This window comes from Stenotrophomonas sp. (assembly GCF_032056425.1).
GTDB lineage: Bacteria > Pseudomonadota > Gammaproteobacteria > Xanthomonadales > Xanthomonadaceae > Stenotrophomonas.
Genome location: NZ_DAMBCN010000012.1, coordinates 217 through 12,478, shown reverse-complemented (window position 1 = coordinate 12,478; position 12,262 = coordinate 217). Strand labels below are relative to the sequence as shown.

Sequence of the window (12,262 nt, the reverse complement as noted above, 5' to 3'; positions counted from 1 at the left end):
TGCGGTCGTCACTGCCTACACTATTGCCGTGCCCTTCCTTCCGTCGCCAATGAAAACCACCGCGTTGCTGACCCTGGCCTGCCTGTCGGCGGCGCCGCTCGTGGTCCAGGCCCAAGAGGCCGAACCGCGCAACCGGGTGGTGATCGTGGAGAACGTGAAGTTCGACTACGCGCAGGTGCTGAACGTCGAGCCGGTGTTCCAGACCCTGCGCGCGACCCGTACCGAAGAGCACTGCGAACCCGTGTCCACCCGTACCTTGGCCCCGGTGAACGTGACCGGCGAGGAGCCGGTGGAGGACAAGGGCCGGATCGGCCGCTTCTGGGACTCGGTACGCTCGATGTTCAAGCGCAGCGATGAGGAGGCCGCCCAGGAGGTGGCCGCCGAGAACCCGGCCCCGTCCCCGGCCAACAACGGCCCCATGCTGACCCGCGACTGCCGCATCGTGCCGGTGGGCCGCGAGTTCCGCCGCCCCATCGCCTACGACGTGGATTACGTCTACAAGGGCACCAAGTACCGCTCACGGCTGCCGGAAGACCCCGGCAATCGGCTGAAGATCCGGGTTTCGATCACCCCGTGGGTCGGCGCTGACCAGACCGCCGGCGCATCGCCCTGATCCTGCCACGCCTGCCCCTTGCGCAGGCTTTCCGCCCATGCAAAGATGTTCGGCCATGAAGCTCACCGACTTCCAGCACGACAGCAGCGCCGCCCGCCAGGCCACTGGCATGACGTCGCGTGCCCGTCGACCGGAACCCCACATTTCCGCTGGGTAACCGGAGCTTTCTGCTGTTCGTCCGAAAAAAACCCAGCCCGCCGGCTGGGTTTTTTCGTTTCCGCGTCCTGAAAGCTTCATCTGCAACCATTCCGCACCACCCTGTTTGCCGGTTTTCCCTTCCACCGCGCCGCAGTCCGGCGCCGCCACGCAAGGAAAGATGATGTCCCCCAAGCACTTCCTGAACACCCAGGACTGGAGCCGCAGCGAGCTTGACGCGCTGCTGACCCAGGCCGAGCTGTTCAAGCGCAACAAGATCGGCGACCAGCTCAAGGGCAAGTCGATCGCGCTGGTGTTCTTCAACCCCTCCATGCGCACCCGCACCAGTTTTGAACTGGGCGCCTTCCAGCTGGGCGCGCACGCCGTGGTGCTGCAGCCGGGCAAGGATGCGTGGCCGATCGAGTTCAACCTCGGTACGGTGATGGATGGCGATACCGAAGAACACATCGCCGAAGTGGCCAAGGTGCTGGGCCGTTACTGCGACATCATTGCCGTGCGTGCGTTCCCCAAGTTCGTGGATTGGGCCTACGACCGCCAGGACATTGTCCTCAACAGCTTCGCCAAGTACTCGCCGGTGCCGGTCATCAACATGGAGACCATCACCCACCCGTGCCAGGAACTGGCCCACATCATGGCCCTGCAGGAGCACTTCGGCACCCAGGACCTGCGTGGCAAGAAGTACGTGCTGACCTGGACCTACCACCCCAAGCCGCTGAACACCGCCGTGGCCAACTCGGCGCTGACCATCGCCACGCGCATGGGCATGGACGTGACCCTGCTGTGCCCGACCGCCGACTACATCCTGGACGAGCGCTACATGGGCTGGGCCGAGCAGAACGTGGCCGAGAGCGGCGGTTCGCTGAAGGTCAGCCATGACATCGACAGCGCCTACGCCGGTGCCGACGTGGTCTACGCCAAGAGCTGGGGCGCGCTGCCGTTCTTCGGCAACTGGGAGCCGGAAAAGCCGATCCGCGACCAGTACAAGCACTTCATCGTGGACGAACGCAAGATGGCGCTGACCAACAACGGTGTGTTCAGCCACTGCCTGCCGCTGCGCCGCAACGTGAAGGCCACCGATGGCGTGATGGATTCGCCGCAGTGCATTGCCATCAACGAAGCCGAGAACCGACTGCACGTGCAGAAGGCAATCATGGCCGCGGTTGCCGGTCGTTGATTGCCAGGCATTGAAACAATCCGCCGGGCATGGCCCGGCGCTACCCCACCTGATTGGACATTACCCCCATGAGCAACAAAGACGTCGTTCTCGCCTTCTCCGGCGGCCTGGATACCAGCTTCTGCGTGCCTTACCTGCAGGAGCGCGGCTACAACGTGCACACCGTGTTCGCCGATACCGGCGGCGTGGATGATGAAGAGCGCGATTTCATCGAAAAGCGTGCCGCCGAACTGGGCGTCACCAGCCACGTGACCGTCAACGGTGGCCCGGCCATCTGGGAAGGCTTCGTCAAGCCGTTCGTGTGGGCCGGCGAAGGCTACCAGGGCCAGTACCCGCTGCTGGTGTCCGACCGTTACCTGATTGTCGACGCCGCGCTGAAGCGTGCTGCCGAACTGGGCACCAACATCATCGCCCACGGCTGCACCGGCATGGGCAACGACCAGGTCCGCTTCGATCTGGCCGTGAAGGCCCTGGGTGACTACCAGATCATCGCGCCGATCCGCGAGATCCAGAAGGAACACACCCAGACCCGTGCCTACGAACAGAAGTACCTGGAAGAGCGCGGCTTCGGCGTACGCGCCAAGCAGCAGGCCTACACCATCAACGAGAACCTGCTGGGCGTGACCATGTCCGGTGGCGAGATCGACCGTTGGGAAGCGCCGGGCGAGGGCGCCCGTGGCTGGTGCGCGCCGCGCAGCGAGTGGCCGGAACAGGCGCTGACCGTCACCCTGAAGTTCGTGGAAGGCGAAGCCGTTGAACTCAATGGCAAGGCGCTGCCGGGCGACCAGATCCTGGCCCAGCTGAACAAGCTGTTTGCTCCGTATGGCGTGGGCCGCGGCGTCTACACCGGTGACACCGTGATCGGCCTGAAGGGCCGCATCGTCTTCGAAGCTCCGGGCCTGGTCTCGCTGCTGGCCGCGCACCGTGCGCTGGAAGATGCCGTGCTGACCAAGCAGCAGAACCGCTTCAAGCCGGACGTGGCGCGCAAGTGGGTGGAGCTGGTGTACGAAGGCTTCTACCACGACCCGCTGAAGACCGACATCGAAGCGTTCCTGAAGTCCTCGCAGGCCAAGGTGAACGGCGAAGTGGTGCTGGAAACCCGCGGTGGCCGCGTTGACGCGGTGGCGGTGAAGTCGCCGCACCTGCTCAACACCAAGGGTGCCACCTACGCGCAGTCGGCCGACTGGGGCGTGGAAGAGGCTGAAGGCTTCATCAAGCTGTTCGGCATGAGCTCGACCTTGTACGCGCAGGTCAATCGCTGAGCGATTGACCACGCATTCCGCCTCAACCCCGCGCCGTTGGCGCGCCCCCTTGAACACCAAGGGGGCTCTCCACCAGACGCAATCCGGTAGCGCCGGGCCATGCCCGGCGGATGCTGGAAACCCGATATCCCCCCGGGCCATGCCCGGCGGAATTCCACAGGATTGTTGATTCATGCTTGAACAGACGCTCGATCACCTGCAGGCCCTGGTGTCCTTCGACACCCGCAACCCGCCGCGCGCGATCACCACCGGTGGCATCTTCGATTACCTGCGCGACCATCTGCCCGGCTTCAACGTCGAGGTGATCGACCACGGTGCCGGTGCGGTCAGCCTGTACGCGGTGCGCGGTACGCCGAAGTACCTGTTCAACGTGCACCTGGATACCGTGCCCGATTCGCCGCACTGGAGTGCCGACCCGCACGTGATGCGCCGCCTGGACGACCGCGTGGTCGGTCTGGGCGTGTGCGATATCAAAGGCGCGGCCGCCGCGCTGGTGGCTGCGGCCAATGCCAGCGATGGCGACGCCGCGTTCCTGTTCTCCAGCGATGAGGAAGCCAACGATCCGCGCTGCATCGCCGCGTTCCTGGCCCGTGGCCTGCCCTACGAGGCGGTGCTGGTGGCCGAACCGACCATGAGCGAGGCGGTGCTGGCGCACCGTGGCATCAGCTCGGTGCTGATGCAGTTCGCCGGCCGCGCCGGCCACGCTTCGGGCAAGCAGGATGCGGCCGCCAGCGCGCTGCATCAGGCCATGCGCTGGGGCAACCGCGCGCTGGACCACGTGGAATCGCTGGCCTCGGCGCGCTTCGGCGGGCTGACCGGCCTGCGCTTCAACATCGGTCGCGTGGAGGGTGGCATCAAGGCCAACATGATCGCGCCGGCCGCCGAGGTGCGCTTTGGCTTCCGCCCGCTGCCGTCGATGGATATCGATGCGCTGCTGGCGACCTTCGCCGGCTTCGCCGAACCGGACGCTGCGCTGTTCACCGAAACCTTCCGCGGCCCCAGCCTGCCGGCCGGCGATATCGCCGAAGCCGAGCACCGCCGCCTGCTGGCGCGCGACGTGGCCGATGCACTGGATCTGCCGATCGGCAACGCGGTGGATTTCTGGACCGAAGCCTCGCTGTTCTCGGCCGGTGGCTACACCACGCTGGTGTTCGGCCCGGGCGACATCGCCCAGGCGCATACCGCTGATGAGTTCGTGACGCTGGACCAGCTGCAGCGCTACACCGACGCCGTGCACCGCATCATCGCCGCCGGCGCCTGATTCTTCCCTTTCCGACGAAACCGAAATGTCTCCTGCCCTCCAGCCCCACCGCCAGACCCGCCAGACCATCGTGCGCCTGCTTTCCAGCATGGCCAGCGCGAAGGAGATCAGCCAGTACCTCAAGCGCTTTTCGCAGTTGGATGCCAAGCGCTTCGCTGTGGTGAAGGTCGGCGGTGCCGTGCTGCGCGACGATCTTGAAGCGCTGACGTCCTCGCTGTCTTTCCTGCAGGAAGTGGGCCTGACCCCGATCGTGCTGCACGGCGCTGGCCCGCAGCTGGATGCGGAACTGTCGGCCGCCGGCATCGAGAAGCAGACGGTCAACGGCCTGCGCGTGACCTCACCGGAAGCCCTGGCGATCGTGCGCCGGGTGTTCCAGCAGTCCAACCTGCGCCTGGTCGAAGCCCTGCAGCAGAACGGTGCGCGTGCCACTTCCATCACCGGCGGCGTATTCGAGGCCGAGTACCTGGACCCGGATACCTACGGTCTGGTGGGCGAAGTGAAGAAGGTCAACCTGGCGCCGATCGAGGCCAGCCTGCGCGCCGGCTCCATTCCGGTCATCACCAGCCTGGGTGAGACCGCCGGTGGGCAGATCCTGAACGTCAACGCCGACTTCGCCGCCAATGAGCTGGTGCAGGAACTGCAGCCCTACAAGATCATTTTCCTGACCGGCACCGGCGGCCTGCTGGACGAGCAGGGCACGGTGATCGATTCGATCAACCTGTCCACCGAGTACGACCACCTGATCGCGCAGCCGTGGATCCATGGCGGCATGAAGGTGAAGATCGAGCAGATCAAGGACCTGCTCGATCGCCTGCCGCTGGAATCGTCGGTGTCGATCACCCGTCCGGCCGACCTGGCCAAGGAACTGTTCACCCACAAGGGCTCGGGCACGCTGGTGCGCAAGGGCGAAAAAGTGCTGCGCGCCACCGAATGGAGCGAGCTGGACCTGCCGCGCCTGAAGGGCCTGATCGAATCCAGCTTCGGTCGCACGCTGGTGCCCGATTACTTCCAGAAGACCCGCCTGCTGCGCGCCTATGTGAGCGAGAACTACCGCACTGCGGTCATCCTCACCGACGAGGCCGAGGGCGTGTACCTGGACAAGTTCGCCGTGCTGGACGATGCGCAGGGCGAAGGCCTGGGCCGTGCGGTGTGGAACGTGATGCTGGAAGAAACCCCGCAGCTGTTCTGGCGCTCGCGCCATGGCAACCCGATCAACCACTTCTACTACGCCGAATCCGATGGCTGCTACAAGCAGGACCAGTGGAAGGTGTTCTGGTTCGGCGCCGATGGCATCGACCGCATCAAGACCTATGTCGACCACTGCGCGCAGCGCACGCCGAGCCTGCAGGGCTGAGCCATGACGCCTGCCGACGCCTGGAACAGCGTTCCCACCCTGCGCGGCCAGCATGTGCTGCTGGAGCCGCTGCAGGGTACGCACGTTCCCGGCCTGGCCGCGGCGCTGGAAGGCAGCGGCCTGGACCAGCTCTGGTACACCCAGGTGCCGTCGCCGCAGCGGGCAGGGCAGTACGTGCAGGCCGCGCTGGATGCGCAGGCCGAAGGCAAGGTGCTGCCGTTCGTGATCCGTGATGCGGCCGGCGCCATCGTCGGCAGCACCCGCTTCTATGGGCTGGAAGTGGACGTTCCCAAACTCAGCCTGGGGTACACCTGGTATGCACCGCGCGTGCAGCGCAGCGGGGTGAACACCGAGGCCAAGCTGCTGTTGCTGCAGCACGCCTTCGAGGTGATGGGCTGCATCAGCGTGGTGCTGGAAACCAGCTGGTTCAACCATGCCTCGCGCGCCGCCATCGCCCGGCTGGGCGCCAAGCAGGACGGCGTGCTGCGCAACCACAAGCGGCATGCCGACGGCACGCCGCGTGACACTGTCATCTTTTCCATCATCGACGCGGAATGGCAGGGCGTGAAGCGCCACCTGCAGCACCGCCTGGACCAACACGCATGAACGATTCGACTTTCACCCTGGGCATTGTCGGTGCCCGTGGCCATACCGGCGCCGAGCTGATCAAGCTGGTGGCTGCCCACCCGCGCCTGAAGCTGGCCTTCGTGTCTTCGCGCGAGCGTGCCGGCCAGCGCCTGGCCGACCACCACCCCGAAGTGCAGGGCGACCTGCAGTACGAAAACCTGGATGCCGATGCCGTGGCCGCCAAGGGCGTGGATGCGGTGATCCTGGCCCTGCCCAATGGTCTGGCCGCGCCGTTCGTGGCCGCGCTTGACGCCGCCAGGCCGGATACCGTGATCGTCGATCTGTCGGCCGACTACCGCTTCGACAACGGCTGGTATTACGGCCTGCCGGAACTCACCCGCAGCCGCTACAGCGGCCAGAAGCACATCAGCAACCCGGGCTGCTACGCCACCGCGATGCAGTTGGCCGTACACCCGCTGCTGGACCTGCTGGCCGGCCCGCCGCAGTGCTTCGGTGTGTCCGGCTATTCCGGTGCGGGCACCAGCCCGTCGGACAAGAACAACGTGGACCTGCTGGCCGACAACCTGATGCCATACGCGCTGACCAACCACGTGCACGAGCGCGAAGTGTCGGTGCAGCTGGGCGTGGCGGTCGAATTCATGCCACATGTCGCGCCGCATTTCCGGGGCATCACGCTTACCGCCAACCTGTGGCTGAACCGCGTGCAGACCCGCGAACAGATCGTCGAGCGCTTCCAGCAGGCCTACGCCAGCGAACCCCTGATCGAAGTGGTGGATGATGCGCCGTGGGTCAGCCGCATCGCCGGCCGCCACGGCGCCCAGGTAGGTGGCTTCACCTTGGCACCCGGTGGCAAGCGGGTGGTGGTGGTGGCCACCCTGGACAACCTGCTGAAGGGCGCGGCCACCCAGGCCATGCAGAACCTCAACCTTGCGCTGGGCATCGACGAACTGACGTCGATCCCGCACTGAACACGTATTACGGAGCCCCCATGGCAGACCTTCTTTGGCAGAAGCCGGGCGTCGCGGTCGACGCACAGATCCAGACCTTCCTCGCCGGCGATGACGTGATCCTTGATCGCGAATTCTTCCTGCACGACATCGCCGCCAGCGCCGCGCACGCCGAAGGCCTGCAGCACATCGGCATCCTCAGTGCCGACGAGCTGGCCGGCCTGCTGCGCGAACTGGACCTGCTGGCGCAGGATTTCCGCGAAGGCCGTTTCGTGCTGGACACCCAGTACGAAGACGGGCATTCGGCCATCGAAGCACGCCTGACCGAACGCCTGGGCGATGCCGGGCGCAAGATCCACACCGGGCGCAGCCGCAACGACCAGATCCTGGTGGCCACCCGCCTGTGGCTGAAGAAAAAGCTGCAGCGCGTGGCCCATCTCAGTGCGGAAGTAGCCAAGGTCGCGCTGGATCGTGCGCAGGCCGAGAAGGACCTGCCGATTCCCGGTTACACCCACATCCAGCGCGCCGTGGTCTCGTCGGCGGGCATGTGGTGGGCCGGTTGGGCCGAAGCCTTCATCGACAACGCGGTGCGCGCGCGCGACACCCACGCACTGGTGGATGCCAACCCGCTGGGCACCGCCGCCGGCTACGGCGTGAACCTGCCGCTGGACCGCGAACACACCACTGCCGCGCTGGGATTTGCGCGCATGCAGGTGTCGCCGATCTATGCGCAGCTGTCGCGCGGCAAGTTCGAGCTGGCCGCCCTGGAAGCACTGGGCGGCGCCACGCTGGACCTGCGCCGCATCGCCTGGGATCTTTCGCTGTTCACCAGTGCCGAATTCGGCTTCGTCGCATTGCCGGCGCAGTACACCACCGGCAGCTCGATCATGCCCAACAAGCGCAACCCGGACGTGATCGAACTGATGCGCGCCACGCACGCCAGCGTGGCCGCGGCGCGTACCGAGATCGAGCAGTTGCTGTCGCTGCCGTCGGGCTACCACCGCGACCTGCAGTCGTCCAAGGGCGCCATCTTCCACGGCTTCGGTCGTGGCCTGGCCGCGCTGGAACTGCTGCCGGCGCTGCTGGCCAACCTGGAATGGCGTGACGACAAGCTGCGCGCGGCCATTGATTCGGGCATGTACGCCACCGACGTTGCGGTGGAGGCGGCCGTGGCCGGTGTGCCGTTCCGCGAGGCCTACAAGGCCGCCGCTGCCGGTGCCGACAGTGCAGGGCAGGGGCGTACCCCGGAAGGCAGCCTGGCCGCGCGCGTGTCGCCCGGTTCGGCCGCCGACCTGCGCTTGGACGAGCTGCGCGCGCGCTGGCTGGCGCTGGCCTGATGGCCGGCACCGTCTACCTGGTCATGGCCCTGCGCCTGCCCACGTTCACCCAGGCCGCGGTGCAGCCGCACCTGGATTTCCTCGACGCGCTGCGCGAGCGGGGCCGGCTGCAGCTGACCGGTGGCTTCACCGACGGCAGCGGCGGCGCCTACGTGCTGTGCAACGTCGACAGCCTGGCGCAGGCCCAGGCCATCGTCGCCACCGATCCGCTGGTGACGATGCAGGCCTCGCAGTTGACCGTGCACGAATGGCGTACCCGCTGAGACCCCGCTGATGAAAGACCCCGCTGCCCACGTCGCCTCGCCGTTCCCCGAACAAGCGCTGCCGCCGTGGCGGCGGGCGGTGCTGAAGGTGGGCAGCAGTCTGCTGGCCGCCGATGGTGGAGGGCTGTCGCCGCGCCATGCACTGGGTCTGGCGCAGTTCGTCTCGGCCCATGTGCTGGCCGGCCGCGAAGTGGTGATCGTCTCCTCCGGCGCTGTCGCGGCGGGGCGGGCGATCCTGCCGCGCGTGGACGAACCCGGTGCCGCCATGGCCGCCCGCCAGGCGCTTGCGGCACTGGGCCAGGCGCAGCTGATCGGCCTGTGGCAGCGCTTCTTCGAGCGGCCGGTGGCGCAGGTGCTGCTTACCCACGACGACCTGCGCAACCGCCGCCGCTACCTCAATGCGCGCGCAACGCTGAACGAGTTGCTGCGGCTGGGCGCATTGCCGGTGGTCAACGAGAACGACACCGTGTCGGTGGACGAGCTCAAGCTTGGTGACAACGACAACCTGGCCGCCACGGTGGCCGCGCTGGTCGATGCCGATGCACTGTTCATCGCCACCGACATTGACGGGCTGTACAGCACCGATCCGCGCACGGTGGCCGACGCGCAGCCGCTGCACGAGGTGGCCGAACTGAGCGATGCCGTGCTGGCAATGGCCGGTGGCGCCGGTTCGCGCGCCGGTACCGGCGGCATGCGCACCAAGCTGGAAGCCGCCGCGAAGGCTGGCCGGCTGGGCATCGAAACCTACCTGTTCAACGGCCGCAGCGGTGACGTGGTGCGCGCGCTGACGCGCGATCGGCTGTTTGGTACGCGCATCCACGCCGCCCGCAGCCGTGAAGCGGCGCGCAAGCACTGGCTGCGGCATGCGCCGCTGGCCGAGGGCGCGATCCTGGTCGATGCCGGCGCGGCCCAGGCCATGCGCGATAAGGGCGCTTCGCTGTTGCCCGGTGGCATTACCGGCGCCGACGGCGCGTTCCGTCGCGGTGACATGGTGCAGGTGTGCTGGAACAGCGAGGCGGGGCGGGTCTGCGTGGCGCGCGGGGTCAGCCAGTACGCCGCCGACGATGTGCGCCGCATCGCCGGCCGCCACACGCGCGACATCCAGGCCGTGCTCGGCTACAACTACGGTGGCACGGTCGTGCATCGTGACGATCTGGTGCTGCCATGAACGAACTGCAGGACATCCCCATGAGTGAAATCGAAGCGCAGGTGCGGGCCTGCCGTGATGCGGCCACGGTGGTTGCCGGCCTGGACAGTGCGGCGCGCCGTGCGCTGCTGCTGTCCATGGCACAGGCACTGGAAGTAAACGCCGGCCTGATCCTGGCCGGCAATGCTCGCGACCTGGCAGCTGCACGGGAAAAGGGCGTGGGTACGGCGATGCTTGACCGCCTCGCGCTGGACCCGGCGCGGCTGTTCGCCATGGCCGAAGCGGTGCGCGAGGTAGCCGCGCTGTCCGATCCGGTCGGGCAGGTAACCCGCGACGATGTGCGCCCCAATGGCATCCGCGTGCAGAAGGTGCGCGTGCCGCTGGGCGTGATCGCGATGATCTACGAGGCACGCCCGAACGTGACCGCCGAGGCCGCTGCGCTGTGCCTGAAGGCCGGCAACGGGGTGATCCTGCGCGGTGGTTCCGAGGCCATCCATTCCAACACTGCCATCGCCCAGGCCCTGGCCGGTGCACTGAAGGCCAACGGCGTACCGCCGGCAGCGGTGACCGTGCTGACCGATCTGCGCCGCGAGGCCATGCTGGAACTGCTGCAGCTGCACGAGCTGATCGACCTGGCCATTCCGCGTGGCGGTGAAGGCCTGATCCGCTTCGTGGCCGAACACGCGCGGGTTCCGGTCATCAAGCACTACAAGGGCGTGTGCCATCTGTTCGTGGATGCCAGCGCTGATCTGGACAAGGCCGTTGCGCTGCTGGTGGATGGCAAGTGCAGCCGCCCGGCGGCCTGCAATTCGCTGGAAACACTGCTGGTGCACCGCGATGTGGCCGATGCGTTCCTGCCGCGCGCGGCGCAGGCGCTGGGCGAACGTGGTGTGCAGCTGCGTGCCGATGAACGTGCGCAGACGCTGCTGCCCGGCAGCACGGCCGCCACCGAAGAGGATTACGCGGTCGAATTTCTCGACCTGGTGCTGGCGGTGCGCGTGGTCGACGATCTCGACGCCGCCATCGCGCATATCCGCACCTACACCTCCGACCACACCGAGGTGATCGCTACCGAGGACAAGGCCAATGCCGAGCGCTTCGTCAACGCACTGCGTTCGGCGGTGGTGATGGTCAACGCGTCCTCGCGTTTTTCCGACGGTGGCCAGCTGGGGCTGGGCAGCGAGATCGGCATTTCCACCACGCGCCTGCACGCGTACGGCCCGATGGGGCTGGAAGCGCTGACCGTCGAACGGTTCGTGGTGCGCGGCGAAGGGCAGACCCGATAGGGGGCTTTGCGGCAGGGCTTGCAGCCCTGCACCTGCTGGACGTCAGCGTCAACGTCAACGACAAGAGCGTGCATTCCGTGGATTGGCGGGGCGGTGTCGGAATGCGGGGACGCCGCAAGTACGTCCGTGTAGGCTTGGCAGCCGCATCCATGCGGCTGACACCCCGCATTCCGACACCGCCCCACCTCTGACCGTTTCCCGGGATCTGTCGGAACGGCAAGGGGTAACGGCAACGGAATCGGATTCAGTATTCGATTTCCATGGAAATGCATCCACGCATGGCGTGGATCTACTGTGTCGACCAAGGTCGACACCTACCGTTGGCGAGCGCTGCCGGAACGGCAAGGGGTCGGATCCCTTTGCTGCGCAACGGGCTCTGACCCCGGATTGATATTCGATTTCGATGGAATTCCATCCACGCATGGCGTGCATCTACTGTGTCGACCAAGGTCGACACCTACCGTTGGCGAGCGCTGTCGGATCGGCATGGGGTCGGATCCCGTTGCTGCGCAACGGGCTCTGACCCCGGAATTGTTTCGGCATCCGTCAGTAGATCCACGCCATGCGTGGATGATTCATTCGATATCTGACAGATGTGTCGACCAAGGTCGACACCTACCTTCGGCGTGCTGTGTCAGAACGGCAGCGGGGTCGGATCCCGTTGCTGTGCAACGGGCTCTGACCCCGAGGAAATGCATCCACGCATGGCGTGGATCTACTGTGTCGACCGAGCTCGACACCTACCAACAGCGCGATCTGTCCGAACGGCAGCGGGGTCGGATCCTGTTGCTGCGCAACGGGCTCTGACCCTGGATTCAATATTCGATTTCCATGGAAATGCATCCACGCATGGCGTGGATCTACTGTGTCGACC

11 protein-coding genes are annotated in these 12,262 nt (G+C 66.4%); all 11 read left to right on the top strand.

Annotation, left to right across the window (positions count from 1 at the left end; translation table 11 throughout):
• The first annotated feature begins 49 nt into the window (after nt 1-49).
• Nucleotides 50-613, top strand: a complete 564-nt coding sequence (locus RTY46_RS09685) for a hypothetical protein (protein ID WP_312708067.1) — start codon at nt 50-52, stop codon at nt 611-613.
• A 319-nt stretch (nt 614-932) separates the two neighbouring features.
• Entirely contained in the window at nt 933-1,943 is a 1,011-nt protein-coding gene (locus RTY46_RS09680) for an N-acetylornithine carbamoyltransferase (RefSeq protein ID WP_312708065.1), read from the top strand.
• A 68-nt stretch (nt 1,944-2,011) separates the two neighbouring features.
• Nucleotides 2,012-3,205, top strand: a complete 1,194-nt coding sequence (locus RTY46_RS09675) for an argininosuccinate synthase (protein ID WP_303636116.1) — start codon at nt 2,012-2,014, stop codon at nt 3,203-3,205.
• A gap of 172 nt (nt 3,206-3,377) precedes the next feature.
• Nucleotides 3,378-4,466 (top strand): acetylornithine deacetylase, encoded by a 1,089-nt coding sequence (locus tag RTY46_RS09670; RefSeq protein ID WP_312708064.1) that lies wholly within the window; start codon nt 3,378-3,380, stop codon nt 4,464-4,466.
• Nucleotides 4,467-4,491: 25 nt separating this feature from the next.
• A complete protein-coding gene (locus RTY46_RS09665; protein WP_312708063.1) occupies nt 4,492-5,820 on the top strand; it encodes an acetylglutamate kinase in 1,329 nt (442 codons plus the stop codon).
• A gap of 3 nt (nt 5,821-5,823) precedes the next feature.
• On the top strand, nt 5,824-6,426 hold the full coding sequence (locus tag RTY46_RS09660) for a GNAT family protein (RefSeq protein WP_312708062.1): 603 nt from the start codon (nt 5,824-5,826) through the stop codon (nt 6,424-6,426).
• Nucleotides 6,423-7,376, top strand: a complete 954-nt coding sequence (gene argC / locus RTY46_RS09655; RefSeq protein WP_312708061.1) for an N-acetyl-gamma-glutamyl-phosphate reductase — start codon at nt 6,423-6,425, stop codon at nt 7,374-7,376. The genes RTY46_RS09660 and argC overlap by 4 nt, the downstream gene beginning before the upstream one ends.
• Before the next feature lie 20 nt (nt 7,377-7,396).
• Nucleotides 7,397-8,692, top strand: coding sequence for an argininosuccinate lyase (gene argH / locus RTY46_RS09650; RefSeq protein WP_312708060.1), 1,296 nt, complete (start codon nt 7,397-7,399; stop codon nt 8,690-8,692).
• Nucleotides 8,692-8,955 carry a YciI family protein gene (locus RTY46_RS09645; RefSeq protein ID WP_312708059.1) on the top strand — a complete coding sequence of 88 codons (264 nt, stop codon included), beginning with the start codon at nt 8,692-8,694 and terminating at the stop codon, nt 8,953-8,955. Before argH ends, RTY46_RS09645 begins: the two co-directional genes overlap by 1 nt.
• 10 nt (nt 8,956-8,965) lie before the next feature.
• Entirely contained in the window at nt 8,966-10,123 is a 1,158-nt protein-coding gene (gene proB, locus RTY46_RS09640; RefSeq protein WP_312708057.1) for a glutamate 5-kinase, read from the top strand.
• Complete coding sequence (locus RTY46_RS09635) at nt 10,120-11,388, top strand: glutamate-5-semialdehyde dehydrogenase (RefSeq protein WP_312708056.1); 1,269 nt, start codon at nt 10,120-10,122, stop codon at nt 11,386-11,388. Before proB ends, RTY46_RS09635 begins: the two co-directional genes overlap by 4 nt.
• Nucleotides 11,389-12,262 lie beyond the last annotated feature (874 nt).

Excerpts from the sequence above, each read along its gene's own strand:
- RTY46_RS09635 (WP_312708056.1), top strand. The coding sequence starts at position 10,120 with ATGAACGAACTGCAGGACATCCCCATGAGTGAAATCGAAGCGCAGGTG.
- RTY46_RS09645 (WP_312708059.1), top strand. The coding sequence starts at position 8,692 with ATGGCCGGCACCGTCTACCTGGTCATGGCCCTGCGCCTGCCCACGTTC.
- RTY46_RS09660 (WP_312708062.1), top strand. The coding sequence starts at position 5,824 with ATGACGCCTGCCGACGCCTGGAACAGCGTTCCCACCCTGCGCGGCCAG.
- argH (WP_312708060.1), top strand. The coding sequence starts at position 7,397 with ATGGCAGACCTTCTTTGGCAGAAGCCGGGCGTCGCGGTCGACGCACAG.
- RTY46_RS09665 (WP_312708063.1), top strand. The coding sequence starts at position 4,492 with ATGTCTCCTGCCCTCCAGCCCCACCGCCAGACCCGCCAGACCATCGTG.
- proB (WP_312708057.1), top strand. The coding sequence starts at position 8,966 with ATGAAAGACCCCGCTGCCCACGTCGCCTCGCCGTTCCCCGAACAAGCG.
- RTY46_RS09670 (WP_312708064.1), top strand. The coding sequence starts at position 3,378 with ATGCTTGAACAGACGCTCGATCACCTGCAGGCCCTGGTGTCCTTCGAC.
- argC (WP_312708061.1), top strand. The coding sequence starts at position 6,423 with ATGAACGATTCGACTTTCACCCTGGGCATTGTCGGTGCCCGTGGCCAT.
- RTY46_RS09685 (WP_312708067.1), top strand. The coding sequence starts at position 50 with ATGAAAACCACCGCGTTGCTGACCCTGGCCTGCCTGTCGGCGGCGCCG.
- RTY46_RS09675 (WP_303636116.1), top strand. The coding sequence starts at position 2,012 with ATGAGCAACAAAGACGTCGTTCTCGCCTTCTCCGGCGGCCTGGATACC.
- RTY46_RS09680 (WP_312708065.1), top strand. The coding sequence starts at position 933 with ATGTCCCCCAAGCACTTCCTGAACACCCAGGACTGGAGCCGCAGCGAG.